This window comes from Paenibacillus tuaregi (assembly GCF_900086655.1).
GTDB lineage: Bacteria > Bacillota > Bacilli > Paenibacillales > Paenibacillaceae > Fontibacillus > Fontibacillus tuaregi.
Genome location: NZ_LT575476.1, coordinates 1,977,115 through 1,994,454, shown reverse-complemented (window position 1 = coordinate 1,994,454; position 17,340 = coordinate 1,977,115). Strand labels below are relative to the sequence as shown.

General features: G+C 48.0%; 22 protein-coding genes and 1 tRNA gene. 11 read left to right on the top strand and 12 right to left on the bottom strand.

Features of this window, described 5'->3' with window-relative positions; translation table 11 throughout:
* The first annotated feature begins 77 nt into the window (after positions 1–77).
* Complete coding sequence (locus BN6628_RS09170; RefSeq protein WP_068616702.1) at positions 78–701, top strand: DUF1054 domain-containing protein; 624 nt, start codon at positions 78–80, stop codon at positions 699–701.
* A 154-nt stretch (positions 702–855) separates the two neighbouring features.
* On the opposite strand, the gene BN6628_RS09165 is transcribed toward BN6628_RS09170, so the two are convergent.
* A complete protein-coding gene (locus BN6628_RS09165) occupies positions 856–2,133 on the bottom strand; it encodes an MFS transporter (protein WP_068616700.1) in 1,278 nt (425 codons plus the stop codon).
* Positions 2,134–2,300: 167 nt separating this feature from the next.
* Between BN6628_RS09165 and BN6628_RS09160 the strand changes: the two genes are divergently transcribed.
* Positions 2,301–3,776: an aminotransferase class I/II-fold pyridoxal phosphate-dependent enzyme gene (locus tag BN6628_RS09160; RefSeq protein ID WP_068616698.1), complete on the top strand. Its 1,476-nt coding sequence runs from the start codon at positions 2,301–2,303 to the stop codon at positions 3,774–3,776.
* Positions 3,777–3,904: 128 nt separating this feature from the next.
* On the opposite strand, the gene BN6628_RS09155 is transcribed toward BN6628_RS09160, so the two are convergent.
* Positions 3,905–4,228: a DUF1292 domain-containing protein gene (locus BN6628_RS09155; RefSeq protein ID WP_068616696.1), complete on the bottom strand. Its 324-nt coding sequence runs from the start codon at positions 4,226–4,228 to the stop codon at positions 3,905–3,907.
* A gap of 113 nt (positions 4,229–4,341) precedes the next feature.
* The gene (locus tag BN6628_RS09150; RefSeq protein ID WP_068616693.1) at positions 4,342–4,893 is read right to left on the bottom strand and encodes a copper amine oxidase; all 552 of its coding nucleotides are present in this window, start codon (positions 4,891–4,893) and stop codon (positions 4,342–4,344) included.
* A 163-nt stretch (positions 4,894–5,056) separates the two neighbouring features.
* Between BN6628_RS09150 and BN6628_RS09145 the strand changes: the two genes are divergently transcribed.
* Positions 5,057–5,791, top strand: a complete 735-nt coding sequence (locus BN6628_RS09145) for an MBL fold metallo-hydrolase (protein WP_068622132.1) — start codon at positions 5,057–5,059, stop codon at positions 5,789–5,791.
* Between the two features lie 160 nt (positions 5,792–5,951).
* On the opposite strand, the gene BN6628_RS09140 is transcribed toward BN6628_RS09145, so the two are convergent.
* The 3 genes from BN6628_RS09140 to BN6628_RS09130 form a co-directional block, all read right to left on the bottom strand.
* Positions 5,952–6,191 (bottom strand): DUF3892 domain-containing protein, encoded by a 240-nt coding sequence (locus tag BN6628_RS09140; protein WP_068616691.1) that lies wholly within the window; start codon positions 6,189–6,191, stop codon positions 5,952–5,954.
* A 78-nt stretch (positions 6,192–6,269) separates the two neighbouring features.
* A complete protein-coding gene (locus tag BN6628_RS09135) occupies positions 6,270–6,713 on the bottom strand; it encodes a GNAT family N-acetyltransferase (RefSeq protein WP_068616689.1) in 444 nt (147 codons plus the stop codon).
* A 171-nt stretch (positions 6,714–6,884) separates the two neighbouring features.
* Entirely contained in the window at positions 6,885–7,082 is a 198-nt protein-coding gene (locus BN6628_RS09130; RefSeq protein WP_068616687.1) for a hypothetical protein, read from the bottom strand.
* 121 nt (positions 7,083–7,203) lie between these two features.
* On the opposite strand from BN6628_RS09130, the gene BN6628_RS09125 reads away from it, so the two are divergent.
* The 4 genes from BN6628_RS09125 to BN6628_RS09115 all read left to right on the top strand — a co-directional run bounded on the left by BN6628_RS09125 (position 7,204) and on the right by BN6628_RS09115 (position 8,729).
* Positions 7,204–7,276, top strand: a tRNA-Val gene (locus tag BN6628_RS09125).
* Positions 7,277–7,553: 277 nt separating this feature from the next.
* Positions 7,554–7,748 (top strand): DUF6199 family natural product biosynthesis protein, encoded by a 195-nt coding sequence (locus BN6628_RS26950; protein ID WP_392397634.1) that lies wholly within the window; start codon positions 7,554–7,556, stop codon positions 7,746–7,748.
* A gap of 169 nt (positions 7,749–7,917) precedes the next feature.
* A complete protein-coding gene (locus BN6628_RS09120) occupies positions 7,918–8,289 on the top strand; it encodes a hypothetical protein (protein WP_082926852.1) in 372 nt (123 codons plus the stop codon).
* A 221-nt stretch (positions 8,290–8,510) separates the two neighbouring features.
* On the top strand, positions 8,511–8,729 hold the full coding sequence (locus tag BN6628_RS09115; protein ID WP_068616684.1) for a hypothetical protein: 219 nt from the start codon (positions 8,511–8,513) through the stop codon (positions 8,727–8,729).
* A gap of 471 nt (positions 8,730–9,200) precedes the next feature.
* Here the strand turns inward: BN6628_RS09115 and BN6628_RS09110 are convergent, their stop codons facing one another.
* The 4 genes from BN6628_RS09110 to BN6628_RS09095 are packed head-to-tail and all read right to left on the bottom strand — an operon-like array spanning position 9,201 to position 12,590.
* A complete protein-coding gene (locus BN6628_RS09110; protein ID WP_068616682.1) occupies positions 9,201–9,719 on the bottom strand; it encodes a hypothetical protein in 519 nt (172 codons plus the stop codon).
* An 18-nt stretch (positions 9,720–9,737) separates the two neighbouring features.
* Positions 9,738–10,262, bottom strand: coding sequence for an NAD(P)H-dependent oxidoreductase (locus BN6628_RS09105; protein ID WP_068616680.1), 525 nt, complete (start codon positions 10,260–10,262; stop codon positions 9,738–9,740).
* Positions 10,263–10,265: 3 nt separating this feature from the next.
* Positions 10,266–11,906, bottom strand: a complete 1,641-nt coding sequence (locus tag BN6628_RS09100; RefSeq protein WP_068616678.1) for a DHA2 family efflux MFS transporter permease subunit — start codon at positions 11,904–11,906, stop codon at positions 10,266–10,268.
* Positions 11,907–11,951: 45 nt separating this feature from the next.
* The gene (locus tag BN6628_RS09095) at positions 11,952–12,590 is read right to left on the bottom strand and encodes an HlyD family secretion protein (protein WP_068616676.1); all 639 of its coding nucleotides are present in this window, start codon (positions 12,588–12,590) and stop codon (positions 11,952–11,954) included.
* Between the two features lie 181 nt (positions 12,591–12,771).
* Between BN6628_RS09095 and BN6628_RS09090 the strand changes: the two genes are divergently transcribed.
* From BN6628_RS09090 to BN6628_RS09080, 3 genes are all read left to right on the top strand, one after another.
* Complete coding sequence (locus BN6628_RS09090) at positions 12,772–13,242, top strand: MarR family winged helix-turn-helix transcriptional regulator (RefSeq protein WP_068616674.1); 471 nt, start codon at positions 12,772–12,774, stop codon at positions 13,240–13,242.
* A gap of 113 nt (positions 13,243–13,355) precedes the next feature.
* Positions 13,356–14,483 carry an HD domain-containing phosphohydrolase gene (locus tag BN6628_RS09085; RefSeq protein WP_235847612.1) on the top strand — a complete coding sequence of 376 codons (1,128 nt, stop codon included), beginning with the start codon at positions 13,356–13,358 and terminating at the stop codon, positions 14,481–14,483.
* A 99-nt stretch (positions 14,484–14,582) separates the two neighbouring features.
* Entirely contained in the window at positions 14,583–14,774 is a 192-nt protein-coding gene (locus BN6628_RS09080; protein ID WP_068616671.1) for a hypothetical protein, read from the top strand.
* Between the two features lie 189 nt (positions 14,775–14,963).
* Here the strand turns inward: BN6628_RS09080 and BN6628_RS09075 are convergent, their stop codons facing one another.
* Both BN6628_RS09075 and BN6628_RS09070 read right to left on the bottom strand, forming a co-directional pair.
* Entirely contained in the window at positions 14,964–15,923 is a 960-nt protein-coding gene (locus BN6628_RS09075; protein WP_068616670.1) for a 3'-5' exoribonuclease YhaM family protein, read from the bottom strand.
* An 87-nt stretch (positions 15,924–16,010) separates the two neighbouring features.
* The gene (locus tag BN6628_RS09070; RefSeq protein WP_068616669.1) at positions 16,011–16,481 is read right to left on the bottom strand and encodes a general stress protein; all 471 of its coding nucleotides are present in this window, start codon (positions 16,479–16,481) and stop codon (positions 16,011–16,013) included.
* A 263-nt stretch (positions 16,482–16,744) separates the two neighbouring features.
* Between BN6628_RS09070 and BN6628_RS09065 the strand changes: the two genes are divergently transcribed.
* Positions 16,745–17,266, top strand: coding sequence for a DoxX family protein (locus tag BN6628_RS09065; RefSeq protein WP_068616668.1), 522 nt, complete (start codon positions 16,745–16,747; stop codon positions 17,264–17,266).
* Positions 17,267–17,340 lie beyond the last annotated feature (74 nt).

The following is a 17,340-nucleotide window of genomic DNA, read 5'->3' as shown; positions in this document are numbered from 1 at the left end:
TGATATAATCAAGCTGCTGCACATGGATCCACCCGTATTGTGAGCATATTTCTAATCGTAACCAGGAGGCAAGACTCATGACGTTTACAGGCTTCACCAATCAAGACTTCGACGTCTTCAAGGTTCCGAGACTGGAACCAAGAATGGAGGCGCTTATCCATACGCTGCGTCCTAAGCTGGAAGAGCTCGGAGGTACGTTAAGTCCGTACTTGTCCGCGCTGTGCGGTGAGGAGATATTCCCTCATGTGGCGAAGCACGCGCGCCGTACGATTAATCCGCCGAATGACAGCTGGGTCGCCTGGGGAAGCAGCAGACGCGGTTACAAAGCTCTTCCGCACTTCCAGGTGGGGATGTTCGCCTCACACCTGTTTATCATTTTCGCCGTGATTTACGAAAGTCCCAATAAACTCATTCTCGCCAAATATTTGGATAAACACGCGTCTGCCGTGAAAAAAAACATCCCGGGCGAATTCTACTGGTCCATGGATCATATGGATCCGGGCGGCAGGCTTCATCAAGATCTGAGCACCGAGGACTTCAAAAAGATGGCCGAAAAGCTGGCTTCGGTCAAAAAATCCGAGATCCTCTGCGGCCTGCGGATTGAGCGGGATGATCCGATTCTTAAGGATGGGGACAAGCTTACCGCTAAAGTGGAGGAGACCTTCGAGAAGCTGCTTCCATTGTACAAAGCATCGTTCTAGAAATTCATATGGACACTACATTAAAATAGGCGGTCTGCTTCTTGGATAGGTGAGTAGCCGGAACTTACCCGGTCTATATGACAGAATCCACCCGCAGCAAAAAGGGACACAAGCTGTTGACTTGTGTCCCTTTTTATATGCCCTAAGCCTTGTCTCATGGTTTAACGGCCGTCCGCGCATGACGGCGGGACAACGCCAGATGAAGGAAGAACATAATCCCCATCACAATGGCGCTGGTCATAAACGGCGAACCGGGGCCAAATAAATCCCATAGCTTGCCTGACACCATAGGCCCAAACACCATGCCTGATCCCTGAATGGTCAGGAACAGCCCCCAGATAGCCCCTTTCTCACCAGAAGGAAGCATATGCGAAATCATCGTATCCCAGGTGGGAAGAATAAACGCGTAGCTGATTCCGATGAGAATCACCAGCAGCCACAGAATTTGAATAGAACGGTTCATGGAGAACAGTCCCACCGATACCGCGGCGAGCAGGAAGCCAATATGAAGGAACCACTTGGTGCCATACCGGTCCGCCAGCTTTCCAATTGGAATCAGACCAATTACGGTAATCCCTCCTCCGACGACCATAAGCGCGCTGTAGCTTGCCGGAGACAGGTGAAGCACCGTGCGTACATACAGCGTGATCACCGGGGTTAAGAGCCCGACGGCAAAAGATTGCAGGAACAGCGCCGGATACAGCATCCAGCTCACATTCAGGTTCTTCCTAATCTCAGCAAAGGTCTTCTTAAGATTGCTGCCAATATTACGGATGCCCCCGGTCGTAAGACTCCGCTCCCCCTCGGGATGCAGGACGTGCGGGTCCACCTTCTGGATTTTATTTTTGCCCGGAAGGAACAAGGATACCACCAATACCAGCGCCATGCAGCCAAGCAGAATCCAGAACACCTTCCTGTAGGACCCGCCATCCACAAAAAAGTTAATCACAATCGGTCCGGCACCCGCACCTCCCAGACTGGACATCTGGATAATTCCCATCGCGGTCGCAAAATTGTTGTTCTGCCCGCTGACCGCCGACACCCCCATCATGATACAGGGCCAGAGCGGAGCCGTCCCCATTCCGAGCACAGCACAGGCAAGCACAATCAGCGCTGTGTTGGACGTGAAAGCAATCACCGCCACAGCAGCAAAGGTCAAGGATAACCCGATGGCCATCGTCATCCGGAATCCAATCCTCTCAATCAGCCAGCCTGAAGGACTGCGAAACAGATTGTCCCCAATATACTGCATGGAGATCGATAATCCGATTGCAAAGGTGGTCAGATGAAGAACATCCCCCATATACACGGGTAGTATGGTAACGAGCAGGGCGCCTTTTACAAATTCAACCAAAAACATAATGACCCATAAACAGACAAAAACCGGAGTAATCAATCTCTTGGACACTGCGTTTGCCTTTAATAATTCCATGCTTTCCTCCTTCTCCTACCATCCGTAGCCTGTCCTATATTTATATTTTGTCCCATTCAGGCCCGAATTTACACCAATGAGGTTTAAACGATGCTTGCATTCCCGTCGCTATTTGCTATACTCATCCTTGTTTATATATTACACAAGAAAGGCTGTGACGGCTCAAAATGGATCACCACCGTACGCCGCTTTTTACGGCTCTTAAGAAACATGCGGCTAACAACCCTGTTCAATTCCACATCCCCGGTCATAAGAAAGGGGCAGGAACTGACGAGGAATTCAGAGAATTTATTGGCGATAACGCATTTTCTATAGATCTTATCAATATTGCGCCACTCGACGACCTGCATCAGCCCAGCGGCGTAATTGAAGAAGCCCAGAAATTAGCCGCCGATGCTTTCGGTGCGGACTTCACCTACTTCTCCGTGCAAGGAACCAGCGGTGCGATTATGACAATGATTATGTCCGTATGCACTCCTGGAGACAAAATCATTGTGCCGCGCAACATTCACAAATCGATCATGTCCGCGATTATTTTTGCCGGAGCCAAGCCTGTGTTCGTATCTCCGGCTCAAGACGAGAATCTCGGGATCAGCCACGGGGTGACGACCTCATCCGTTCGAAGAGCGCTCAAGCGGCACCCTGACGCCAAAGCGGTTCTGGTCATCAATCCGACCTATTTCGGAATCAGTGCTCATCTCGAGGAGATTGTGGAGCTTGCCCACAGCTATCATGTTCCTGTTCTCGTAGACGAGGCACATGGGGTGCATATCCACTTCCACGAAGACCTGCCGATCTCCGCTATGAAAGCTGGCGCGGATATGGCTGCGACCAGCGTTCACAAGCTGGGAGGCTCCATGACCCAGAGCTCGGTGCTGAATCTGAATGTGAAGAACGGATACGTAAACCCACAGCGGGTACAGACCATTATCAGTATGCTGACCACCACCTCAACCTCTTATATCCTGCTGGCCTCCCTGGACACCGCCCGAAGAAACCTGGCGCTGAACGGCCACCAAATGATTGAAGAGACCCTTCAGCTCGCCGATTATGTCCGGACCGAAGTCAATAAGATCGAAGGGCTGTACTGCTTCGGCAAAGAAATTCTCGGCGGTGAGGCCACATATGCTTTCGACCCGACCAAGATTACGGTTCATGTGAGACATCTGGGAATCACAGGCTACGAGACGGAGAACTGGCTTAGAGAGCACTACAACATCGAAGTAGAGCTCAGCGATATGTATAACATTCTGTGCTTCATTACCCCGGGCGACACCCGGGATACCGCGGATATACTGCTCCGTGCCCTTCGGGAGCTGTCTGCCAAGCACTATTCCGTGAACACTGCTAATGAGCTGGTTGTCAAAACACCGGAGATCCCGCAGCTCTCCCTCATTCCGCGCGATGCGTTCTATGCGGATACCGAGGTCATTCCTTTCAAGGAATCGGCAGGCCGCATCATTGCGGAATTCATCTATGTGTATCCTCCGGGTATTCCGATCCTGCTTCCTGGTGAGGTAATCTCCCAGGAGAACATCGACTACATTGTAGATCACGTGGATGTCGGACTTCCGGTTAAGGGACCGGAGGACCGGTATATTCATCAAGTTAAGGTAATTGTAGAAGCAGATCCCATATTTTAGGTTACATGATGAGGCCGGGCGATTCAAGCTCAGCCTCTTTTTTATGCAGAACACCAGCTCCCCTTGCTCCCTTCCAAATCAAAAAAGCTCCCACTTGGGAGCTCTAACTTACGCATGCATGATTTGTTTTAGGATTCTTCCTGTGCGGAGACAAGTTCGTTGTATGCTTCTTCAACTTGACGCCATTCTTCTTCGTCTTCAATATTGTAGAGCACCATCTTCTCGTCTTCTTCCTCAAGGCGGAGAATGATCCCATCAGCTTCCGGATTGTTGCGTTCAAGCAGAAGTGCATAAACCTTCTCATTCACGTCAAAAGTCTCAACCAGAACCATTTCCACATCCTGGCCGTTCTCATCTGTCAAGGTGAGCACAAACTCCTCGTGTTCATGATCATGGTCGTGATCGTGTCCGCAGCCGCAAGCGTCATCATGGTCATGTTTGTGATCGCTCATTGATATACCTCACTTCGGGTTAATTTGTTAAATACTGTCGTATCCCCTCGTATCGTATCATTTTAGAACAGACAGGTCAATTTAGGGTATGCAGCTGCCCTCCAGTTTATCAATCAAATCGCATTGATCACTTTCTCGGAGACAAGCTCGTATTCCTTGCTTTTGGCCTGCTTCATATAAAATTTAATTGTATATTTGCCGGCACTCTTGAAATCATAGGTGTAATCGTTCGTTCTAAACCAGAAATTATCCTTTTGGTCCTTGCCAAGCTCCTGGGACTGGATCGCTTTCTCCGAGCCGTCCGGGCCAACAATAGACACTTTCACCGAGCTTATATCCACTTTCAGGCTGTCCACCTGACAAAACACATTAAATTTCAGTTTCCCTACACTCACCTTACCAAAAGGTGTGTCCCCTTTAAAAACAAAAAGGTCCACATTAGGCTGTGTAAAGTTAACCCGCTTGGTCGCATCGTCAAAATCAATGATCCCATTTAATTCTCTAACGGGAACATAGGCCTTGCCATCGATCATGTATCCCCCGTCTGACACATCACTACCGTTAATAATCAGACGGATCTTCTGGATGGCCGCATCCGCATAGATTAAAGTTCCTCCCAAGAGGGAAAAAGCCAGGACCATTGAAGCCACTCTTTTCCATCTCATATACTAACTGTCCCTCCTCCATATCTTGTTGCCTGTATAGTTATACTTAGGAAAATCGTCCAAGTTGCGGTCCTATTTTGAAGAAGAACTTCTTTTGGCGGCTTGGTTTAATCCCTGCTCCCATGTTAAAGTATGGGAAGAGATCAGTATAAAGGAGATGCCTATGGGACTAAGGATACAGATGCTTGGTACAGGCGGTGCTTTTGCCAAAAAGTATTACAACAATAACGCCCTGCTCTACACAGGTTCACATACCCTGCTTATCGATTGTGGTGTTACGGCACCAGCCTCCTTGTATCAGCTTGGCAAGACCTGGGCGGACATCGATGCCGTCCTGATTACGCATATTCATGCGGATCATGTTGGCGGGCTTGAGGAGTACGCTTTTCAGATGAAGTATATCTACCAGAGAAAGCCTGTTCTTTATATCGCAGAATCCCTTGTCGGGCCGATTTGGGAGTATACGCTAAAAGGTGGACTATCCCAGGACGGCATTGAGCGGCTGGAGGACGCCTTTGAGGTCAGACCTCTTCGGGAAGGGACCACCACGACGATTGACGAGGCACTGCAGGTTGAAATTATGAAGACCCCGCACATTGAAGGAAAAAACAGCTATTCACTTTATCTGAATGGCGAGATTTTCTATAGCGCGGATATGCGCTTTCAGCCGGAGCTTCTTGAGGATCTGGTTACCCGCCGGTCATGCAGGAAAATTCTCCATGAGGTGCAGCTGATCGGCACCGGTTATGTGCATACCACCCTGGAAGAGCTGTTGTCTCTCCCGCCTGAAATCCAATCACGGATCAGCCTCATGCACTACGATGATGTTATAGAAGAGTTTATTGGGAGGACGGGCAGCATGGAGTTCCTGCGTCAGCACGAGGTCTATGATTTATAAAAATAAGGCCTTGCCTTAAGCCGCCAATAATCTGCGGTGAGCTTACGGGGTGATAACAATACATGAGCCAAGTTAAACCGCTCACTCCCGAGGCGGTATGTACGAACACAACAAAGAGGCTGCCCATAAAGGACAGCCTCTTTGAGTTGTTGCTATTCTCCTATTGGAAGGTTGGCAGGGCATCGAGGTTGTTCGTAGGATCGCCATCGGCATCTCCACGCAGGTAAGTCCCGCCGTCTTTGCCCTTAAACGCGTTTACTCCGGCAATCGCTCCCGCCTGCACTTCCCTCAGTGCCTCTTCATAATTCAGCACCCGTCCGCTCGAGGTTTTGAACGAGGTCAGGTCCCCATCTCCGTTTCTTTGTACGGCTACAAACACTTCTCTTGCTGATTCAGGCATGATAAACCGATCTCCCTTCTGCAATCACTGTCTTTGTAGTCTTGCAGATGATAGGATTACCGGAATCCCGCCGAAATATTACAGCTTCTTCTCCATCCGCACATGAAGAATTCCCGCATCATAAAACGGTTCCGTAGAGATGTTGCGGTAGCCAAGCTTGGCATAGAAGGGCTCTGCCTGACACTGGGCATCGAGCACAGCCTTATCAAAGCCAAGATCCCTGGCCATCTGCTCCAATGCCAGCATCAGAACCCGCCCAATTCCCTTTGAACGGAAGTCCTTGCGTACAGCAATCCGCTGAAGCTTGGCCGCATTATCTTTATAATATGTAATCCGTCCTGTCGCTGCGTAGCGGCCCCCCTCTTCAATCAGTACATGATGGGACTCAGGGCCAATCACATCGTACTCGTCGATTTCCAGGTCCTCAGGAACCTGCTGCTCCTGAACGAATACTTCCTTCCGGATATCAAGTCCATGGTTCAACTGCTCTTCGGTATGTACCGGTATGATGATGGCAGCCAATTCAGTCACCTCTTCTTAGTATGAAAGTGCAATTTAGTCGTAATTGGACTATTATAACAAAAATTCAGTTACAGCAAAATAACCAGGAAGCTCTGAAAGAAGGCTCCCTGGTTCAATTCGGGCAGAATCATTTCCACGGCTTGCTGCATGGCAGAGGCTATTGAACAAACCTCAATCCGATGAATAAACCTCCTCCAACACTGAGGGATTATATACATCCTCGGATACTGGAGTATCCGGGACAGGGAACAGCGAGGCTCCCGGCTTGCCAATATCAAATAACGGCTCCAAGCCACAGCCTGCCAACAGCGTAGTAATCATTAAAGCACCAAGGCTTGCTTTGCAAATGAACCTAGCCATCTTCCACATAGAGCAGCCCTCCAGGGTAGTAATAATTCCCTAGCCTAACCAATCAGCCAAAGTTATATTCACCCCCATTGACAGGTGCTTTCTAGCCTGCTAAGATATTATTTACTTACATTATTTTTTTGATCTGCTAGCTCAGCTGGGAGAGCACTATCTTGACAGGGTAGGGGTCAGTGGTTCGAGCCCACTGCAGATCATAACCGGGAAGCCTTGATATACAAGGCTTCTTTTCTTTTTTTACTTTTATTCAGGAAGCCTTTCTAAATTACCTTGGGGACAATTTGGGGACACATCCCCCCACCGTGCATAATCTTTGACAATGTCTATCTCAGCTTTCTCCTTTAATACTGTAATACTTGCTCCCTTAACAACTTTAAGACGACAGCCAGAGCGGCTGCCGTTTTTTTATTGTGGCTGTAATTTAATTGGAAAATTCTTCAGCTAGCAGGATTGAGACAACCTCATATAAGCTGCATGGAACTATTTACCTTTCCCTTCCGTAATGTAAACAAAGGAGATAATCATATGCTGTTTCTGCTCGGCGTAGTTTTTCTCGCTTTAGGCGTTCTTGCTATCTTGAAGCCGTCTGTTATTTGGTACTTAGATGAACGTTGGAAGGTAAAGGGGAAATTTGAACCCAGTGACCTACATCAGGTTCACACAGTTTAGCGGGGCGGTGATAACAACCATCGGAATTCTATTTATGATCATTGGCTTCTTCTACCTTCTATAGATTGGCACAATTGCAGCGGGACCCCTTTCTGAGCAGAAGTATCATAAATAAGTTTAAGGAGGAGTCTTAATACAAAAGCTCATTAGCGCTGGCCTGGCCAGCAAAATGCTCATTATATTAAATTTGATCATGCTTGTGCTGCACATCTTAATTTTTGCCGGATTAGTCCCTCAAAGCATGGTATGGGGAGGGCAGATTAAAGGCCAGGCGTCCCTTTATATTTTTGAAATCGTCGCGCTTGTCACCACACTTCTTTTCATTGGCATTGTATCTTTGAAGGCCGGGTATATCAGTCCTGGAAAATGGAGAAAAGCAGCAGGCATCGGCTGTTGGCTTATGTTCGCTTACCTGGTTCTGAACATAGCAGGCAATCTGGCTTCATTTAACAGCTTGGAGAAATATATATTTACCCCCGTTGCATTCGTGATGGCGCTGCTGGCTTTAAGGGTTGCACTTGAGAAATCATCCGGATCTTAAGAACAAGACTGCCCCTGAGGTTCTTACTTTATCTTCTAAACTTTACGTATAATTCTCTCGCACCGCTCGCAACTTATATAAAGAAGGTTCATTTGCTAGATTCACATGCAGCAGATTAGGTAAAAAGTCGCGATTTCAAATTTGCTATCAGGATAATAGTCTCTTCAGCCGAAAGTAATAGTAGAAGCACTTATTCTATTAATAACTGGGGGCGTAATGATATGAATAACGAGACTTGTGTAGACTTGATTGAATTAAAAATGGCCGTGACCCTTGAACATGAAGTTGTAATTAAGCTGACGAACGGCGACTTGATGTCGGGAACACCGAAATGGACCAAGAAATCGAACGAGGTTCAGCTTAGAACAGTTGATGGAGCCGTTAAAGTAGACCTGGAGGAGATCCAGCATGTCACCCGGATCATCCCTTTTAAAGCCTAATCCCCGGGCCTTATTACTTATTAGAGAATTACTCATGACCCGCAGCACACATTATAATAATTTTACATAAAGCGGGTTATTCCGCAGATGGTGGCTTCTAACGCAACTGACTTTGGGGGACAAACTGCTTGAAATTAGACATTGCAGACACAAGGGAATCCCACTGGAACGACTCTTCTTCCTTCACTTAGGATAAGGATATAGGAGTTGCTCCAGCTGGGATTTTTTCCAGGTATATAGGAAATATTAGACACAGTTGGGTGGTCAAGAGCGAATCTGAGCCAAGCAAAGCATATCTACTCACGTCCCGGATTGGCAGAATTATTGTCCTCTCGTCAGCCTCGCCGCTCTGTTTCAGTCTTCAACGTTGATTCTTTATCCATCACAACTACCGATGATACTTTCACCAGGACCTTTAACAATTCAGCGTAACCCAAAAAAAGTGATGCCTTTGTAGGCACCACTTTTTTTCTATTTCTCGGTTTTTGCTTTTTCCATAAAAGAACGCAGCGCCTGCCGATAAGCGTCGTCGGCGATCTTCTCCCCATCCTGGGAAGCTCCAGGCTTCGGCGCCGGGGATTCCTGCAGCCGTCTTATCGCTGCACGAAAGTCCTCGTCAGCCGAAGGTGAATTAGGCTCAGCCAGCTTTCTTTCCTGCTTCTTCGCAGAGAGAGTCTCCTCTGGAATATCCGCATAAGACTGCTCTATTCGCTCGCCAACAGCTTGATCTTGTACAGCCGGAGCAGCTTCTTCGAGATGAACAGATGAAACCTTAGGTGCAGGCTCAGGTGCCTGTACCGTCTCCGTCCCTGTCTTCGTCTCCATCCCAGTCTCCGGCACTGAGACTGATGCTGGAACACCCGTGTTCGCTACCGCTTCTTCTGGTGCGCCAGATTGCTTGGGTGCAGCCGATCCGCTGCGAATATTGATCGAAACAAGAACTGCAATAATAATAATAGCTATAACCGCACATGTAACAATGATCGTCATGACTTTCCCCTCCTTATGCTACTTCACAAATTGGGCAGTCAATCCGGCAACCCGTTCTCCAAGTGCAAGGCCCAGCTGTCTTCCCTTGTCACTCAGCACCTCAGTACTATCAATCGGACAGGATACGCCCACTCCGTAATAGGATCCGTAAGTAGCATTATCCGGGATATTGCCGGGCAGTCCGGCAATGATCATCCCGTGGTGCAGCATTGGGGTCAGGAGATTAAGCAGCGTGGCCTCAAGTCCCCCATGCTCGGTAGCGGTTGTACAGAATACCGCGCCTATTTTATTAATCAACCGTCCTTCGGCCCACAGGTATCCCAGCTTATCAATCCAACGCTTGAGTCCTGCGCTGATGGTGCCGAAGTGCCCGGGACATCCCCAGATAATGGCATCCATCCCAGCCAGCTCGTAAACGTCGGCTTCATCCACCGAATGAAGATGAACGTTAGCCCCACTTACACGGGCAGCCCCATCCGCAATCGCCTGGGCAAGCGCCTTCGTATGGCCGCCTTCTGAGTCATACACAACGTAAATATTCATGAATTAAACTCCCCTTTCACTGGCAAGGGTTTCTTTAGGTGCTGGAAGCATAAGCATTTCTCCGTTCTTCAGCTTTTTCTTCGCAAGACGGTCTTTATCTTTTCTTACATCACGAAGGAAGAAGCTGAGCACCAGACCCGCCACGGAAATGATGGTCGCCCAGTAGAATGCGTCATTAATTCCCTGTACAGTGGACTCCATTTTGACTTGACCTGCTAACATGGTCACGGCCTGAGTCTTAGCCTGGGCTAACGGAATATGCAGCTCTGTCGCAATCCTATTAACCAGCTCACCAAAGGACTGCATAAACGTAGGATTCGTTGTATCCATACGGTCTGTCATCGCAGCACCGTGGAACGTCGAACGGGTCGTAAAGATCGTTGTGATAACACTCGTACCAATCGAACCGCTGACCTGTCTAAGCGTGTTGGACATGGCCGTACCATGCTTATTCAAATCCCTTGGCAGCTGGTTCATCCCTGCCGTCATAATCGGCATCATCAGGAAGGACATGCCGAAGTAACGGATCATATACAGGATCAGAATGTAGCTGTAAGAGGTATCCAGTGTAAGCTTCGTGAATTGGTACGTGGTCACAGTTGTAATGACCATACCAAGAATGGCTAGCGGACGAGGTCCCACCTTATCAAATAATATACCCGAAATCGGGGACATGATTAGCATAACGAGTGCCCCCGGCAGCATCAGAAGACCTGAATCCAGCGGCGTAATGCCGCGCAGGTTCTGTAAGTAAATGGGAATCAGCAGCATCCCCGCATACATACTGGCAGTAACAAAAATATTAATAACATTGGACAGGGAGAAAATGCCGAACCGGAACACGCCCATGTTCAGCAGCGGCTTATCGGTCCGTATTTCCCAAATGACAAAGAAGGCTACAAGCACTGCCCCGATGATAATGCAGGTCAGTACCTCCGTATCGCCCCATCCCTTGGTGCCGGCTTCGCTAAGCCCGTACAGAAGCAAGCCTACACCGGCCAAGGAGGACAACGTGCCCATGTAGTCAAGTTTAATGATCTTCGGCTGCTCGATATTACGCATTTTGAAGAAAGCAATAATGAGCACGATAATACCAAACGGAATCATCGATGAGAACAGAAGGTGCCAGTCATAGTTCTGAACGACCCACCCGGAAAGAGTCGGCCCAATCGCCGGGGCGAACATCATCGCAAGCCCAAAGATCCCCATCCCTTTCCCCCGCATTTCCGGAGGAAAAATAAACAGGATAACACTCATGACCAGAGGAGACAGTACCCCGCCTCCGACCGCTTGAATAAGCCGTCCGATTAACAGCATAGAGAAGCTTCCGGCAATCCCGCAGATTAAGGCTCCAAGCGTGAAGCAGAACATTGCCGCCAGAAACAGCAGTCTGACTCCGAACCGTTCAATCAGGAAGGCGGAAAGCGGGATAAGCACACCATTAACGAGCATGTAGCCTGTAAGCAGCCACTGGGCTGTATTGGTGGTGATTCCATATTCGTTCGTAATATGTGGCAGCGCCACATTAAGCAGGGTTTGATTCAATATTGCCAAGAACAAACCGATCATAAGCACAACGAGCAGCGGCAAATGCTGTCTGAAGCCGCCGCTGGCCGGTTTGTCTAGTTGTTGGTTGGTCGCCATCGTCTATCTCCTTTCTGCAGATCAAATGCCTCTGCGAATGGTTCCCTATTTCTTAGTAATGACGATTTCAGCGTTCATCCCAGGCAGTACATTTTTGGAATAGTTACTGATCGACACTTTGATTTGCACTTTTTGAGTGACTTTGGTGTAGCTGCCGCTAGTATTGCTGGTTGGCATAAGCGAGAATACGGAGTTGGTGGCATAACCGATCTGTTCCACACTCCCTTGGATTTTGGTACCTGGATCGCCGTCTACAACGACATCCACTTTGGAACCTACGTCGATGTCTTTAATTTGGTCTTCATCCACATTCGCAACAACATAGAGATTCTTCATATCCACAATTTGGCCAAGTGGAGTACCTGCTTGAACAAGCTGACCGTTGCGAGCCTGATTCTTAATCAAGGTTCCTCCCATTGGAGCCGTGACATTGACATTGGTAGTACCGCTGGCAACTTGACCAAGCGTTGCTTTTTCACTAACGACAGAACCCTCTTTCTGATTCCATCCGGATATCACACCGGTGGCCGGAGCAGATACAGGAACGATATCGGCAGCTACACGGGCATCCTCGGTTTTGATGTAGGTAACACTTTGATAATAGAAATAAGCACCACCCATAATTAACGCGGCAAGCACCACGATCCCTATAATATTGGTTAAAATAAGACGACCTTTCATAATTCTCTCGAACTCCCTCCAAAAATTTGTGTTATAATTACTTTACAATAAAGTAATTTGGAAATAAAGATACTTTAGCATAGAATGAGTGAATGCACAATCCTTATTTTCAAAAAAATCATGAAACATTGCATAAGCTGTTACGTATAGAAGGTAGGCAGTTTGACAGGGGGCAATCAAGAATATGGAATCCGGCAAGATGGTTATTAAAGAAGTGGAGACAATGGAACATTTCATGGAGACCTTATACCGCTATAGGAACAAGCTGTACGACCAGCAATATAAGAAAAGAGATGACCGGCTCAATAATACCAAGGCGCGCATGCTGATGATTATTTACCGTGAAGAGCGGTCTATGGTGGTTAATATTTCAAGACAGCTTAACCTTTCCTCGGGGGCTACTACTATTATGCTGAACCAGCTCGAATCCGAGGGTTATGTTATCCGGGTAAGAAGCAACGACGACCGCAGGATTGTGTGGTTATCCCTTAGCGAGGAAGGAAAATGCCTGGCTAAGAAAATTATTGATTTTCGCAATTACTATGCGGCCGATCTGCTCGGGGTCCTATCGTCTGAGGAACGGACCGAATTTATGGGCATTCTTAAGAAGATCGAACAGCGGATTGAAGAAAGACTGACCGAAGGACCTAAATAAAAATCCAACCAAAGCCCCTGATAAAGGGGCTTTTTTTGTGATTTTAGGAGGAACTTCCCACTTGGGCGGGGAAATGTACTTAAGTAGAGAAATACAGAGGAGATATGGTGAATATGAAACCTGAACATCTGCTTAAGATCATCTTTGAATATACAACCAGAATTACCAATGAGCGCAACTTGGATACGGTGCTCACTCTCATGGCCGATATGGGCCGGGACATGATTGATGCGGACCGCTGTACAGTCTGGCTGATTGACCGCGTTCATGAAGAGTTATGGACCCGGGTGGCCCATGAAGTCGGTGAATTGAGAATCCCCCTGAATGCCGGATTAGTCGGCCATTCTATCTCCACAGGCGAGTCGGTTTTCATTAACGATGCCTACACAAATGAACAGTATAAGGAGGTACTCTCAACAGGGGCGCTGCGTACCGATCTGTTAACCGGTTACACAACCAAAGCGTTGATCGTTATACCGTTTCGCAGCAATGACGGGAAGATCATGGGCTGCTTCCAGGCGGTCAACAAAAACTCTAATGACGGAGCTTTCACCAAGCAGGATTTAGAATATCTGACCCTCGCAGCTTCTTATTCAGGTAAATGTCTTGAGTCTGCGCTGTTGAGCCACGAAATTGAGGAAACGCAGAAAGAAATTATATTTACGATGGGCGAAATTGGAGAAAGCCGTTCCAAAGAAACCGGAAATCACGTTAAGCGTGTGGCCGAGTATTCCAGCGTCATTGCCCGCGGGCTTGGCCTATCTTTTCATGATTCTGAAATACTGCGTATGGCTTCTCCTATGCATGATATCGGCAAGGTTGCCATTCCCGATGATATTCTCAACAATCCTGGCAAGCTGACTGAAGAAGAGTATGAGATTATGAAGACGCACGCTGAGATTGGCTACAACCTGCTCCGGAAGTCTTCCCGCCCTATTCTGCAGGCGGCGGCTATTGTGGCCTACCAGCACCATGAGAAGTGGGATGGTACCGGTTATCCTAGAGGTCTTCAGGGGGAACAGATCCACATTTATGGGCGAATTACTGCAATAGCAGACGTGTTCGATGCGCTGGGCAGCCACCGGATTTACAAGGAGGCTTGGCCACTTGAGGATATTCTTAAGTATATCGAGTCTGAACGCGGCAAACATTTCGATCCCCGCGTGGTTGATGTGTTCATGGACCAACTTCCGGCCATCCTCCAGATTCGGTCAAGCTATTCCGATGTGAACCTGCGTTAAAAGACGATTCAATTCTAGATGATCGGGTTATCCTTACATATACCGGTTGTATCCGGAAGATTCTATAAGGGAATCTATAGGAAGGAGATGACACGGGTCATGAACCAGACGAATGAGAACCGAAAGCCAGGTTTTGACGAAGTGCCTGACGTCGATCCAAACCGGCCAGCCCCCACAGACGGTCTTGAGGATGTGGTTGGTGCCATTATGGATAATCTGGAGGGAAATTCAGACAAGTCCCCAAGCAGAAAGAAAACCAACGACAACAACGACGATACACAGCTCGTGTAGATTTATGAAGGCGCACACATAAAACAAGAGGTCGTCTCATAAGAAAGTAATCTTGAAGCAGAGTGAACGGCTTTTGCAAAAAAGCAAGCTAAAAGCGCCAGTCCAAGGATCCCCCCTGGACTGGCGCTTTACTATTTTCGCCTACTCCATGCTCTTCAGAAGATTATCGGCAAGCGAGAGCCTCCATAGTTAGCTGTCCTTGCGACGGTATAGTGGCTTATTCTCCAGGGCCCTGATCGGAGGGGTCCAACCTCCCGCCTCAGCCATCGTATCCAGCGCATCCTCAGCAGCCTGCATCTTGGCATCAAGCTGGTCAATCAGATGGAGCGCAATCGCTTCAGGCAGCTGCGGCTGCACAGGGCTTCCCCACTCCCCGAGATTATGATGGGATAGAATTAAATGCTGCAGCATCACCAGCTTCTCAGAGCCCGTGTCCATTCCTTTCAAGAGCGCAGCTTCAATGATCCAGTTCACGGCGAGGGAAATATGTCCGATCAGCTTGCCCGTAAAGCTGTACTCCGAGACAATGCCAAGCTCTGCCGTGAGTTCCTCTGTCTTGGCAATGTCGTGGAGGATAATCCCTGCAATCAGCAGATCCCGGTTTAGGAACGGACGCTGAACAACGAGAAATTCCGCCAGCTCTAGCATGCGGACCATATGATAAGCAAGCCCGGCATAGAAATTGTGGTGCATTCCCTTCGCCGCGGGATAATGAAGCAGCTTATCCCCTACTTTGCGGATGCAATGATCCACAATAGAGCGCAGTTCTTCATCCTGAATACTGGCTGCGGCACAGGTGATCGTATAGAGCAGATCATTCGGAGGAACGGGCGCTGAACGGATAAAATCGGTAATATGATGCCCGTCATCCGGCGCGGCCGGACGCATTTGCATAACCTTGAACTGCAGCTTATCCCTGTACGTATGTACAAGACCCTTCACCTTAACCAGCATAGGGGCAAAAAATGTCTCTTTGTCTGTCACTGAAGCATCCCACAGCTTCGCGGTAATCTCACCTGTGGGATCAGCCAAGATCAGATCAAGGTAATCCTTGGGGACCGTCCCGTTGGTTTGTTTGATACTAGCTGATTTGAGCAAATAGAAGCCTATGATCTCTTCCCCGTCAACAAACGCCTTAACTTGTTTCATCTGACAACTCCTGTAATAAAGTATAAATAGAATGCTTCTGCCCGAGATTTAAGTCTAGGATGCTAGACTTCTATAAATCTACCATTTCTACTCGATTTCTACCACATGATGAGCTTTAAAAATATTAGCAACCCTGTCCGCTTCATGCGGCTCGCACTCCACCATAACAAGAACATGTCCTTTAAGCAGATGGGCTTCATACTGCTGTGCATCCTCCTTGGGAACTCCCGCGCTCATCAGAGGCACGATGAAATCATCTGTCCCTTTTCCAATCTCGGTCCCAGCCATCTTCCGCGCTGCAGGCCCTGCTGCCACAACCTCTTTAGGATCATCCTCAATGTTGGCAACCATATTCTTTAGCATGCCAAATACGCTGTTGCCCGCGTTGCCGGTCATCGGCTTCCCTATCCCCGTACTCTCGCTTATTTTATTCATTTGCTTAAGCTTTCGGGACAGTACGGATACCTCTTTATCGGAGTATCCCGTTTTATACAATTCGTCGATGACGATGGAAGCATCCTGTGTGGTCGAGAATATTCCTATTAGCAATTTTGCCATTTTCGCTACCTCCCCGGTTACTTACAGAGTATTACCCCACAGTCTTTTTAAGTAAAACATTGCTCCCAAAGAACGAGAAGTTATATCAATAATTAATAAGTCTGCAGGTCCCATAACTGATACTTATATCTTATATATTTGATAAAAATTACCATCTATAATGAGTTCATACCCTAATCCAATAAGCTTAGAGAGGATTGATAAAACCGCCAAGTGTAACAATGGGAAACAACAACATTTAAATTCGATGAAGGAGGAAATTAATGTTTATTGAATGGCTCAGGTCCAATGCGGCCGCTATGTGGTGTCTCACCATAATTCGCATTTATCTCGGTTATCAGTGGGTGACGGCAGGTTACGGCAAGATTAGCGGAGGTTTTGACGCATCTGGATTTTTGAAAGGGGCTATCAGTAAAAGCACCGGTGAGCATCCAGCGGTTCAGGGATGGTGGTCGGCCTTTCTTCAGCATGGAGCTCTTCCAGGTGTAGGCTTTATAAACATTCTGGTGCCCTTCGGTGAATTCCTTGTCGGTCTGGGTTTGATTCTAGGCACTTTTACTACCTTCGCGGCATTGATGGGTGCGGTTATGAATACGGCCTATCTCTTCTCCGGAACGGTCAGCACCAACGCGCAGATGCTGATTCTGGAAGTGCTCATTCTGGTGGCCGGCGCCAATGCGGCCAAGATCGGATTTGACCGCTTCATCCTGCCTTCCCTTCGCAGCCGCACCAAGAATACTCATGTGAGCACCATACCTGCACAGACGCTGGTGGAAAAGCAGTAAGCCAAGGAACCTTCTTGTAGGCGGTTGTATATAGTGAAATATGGATAAACGCCTACAAATAAGGAGGTCATTTA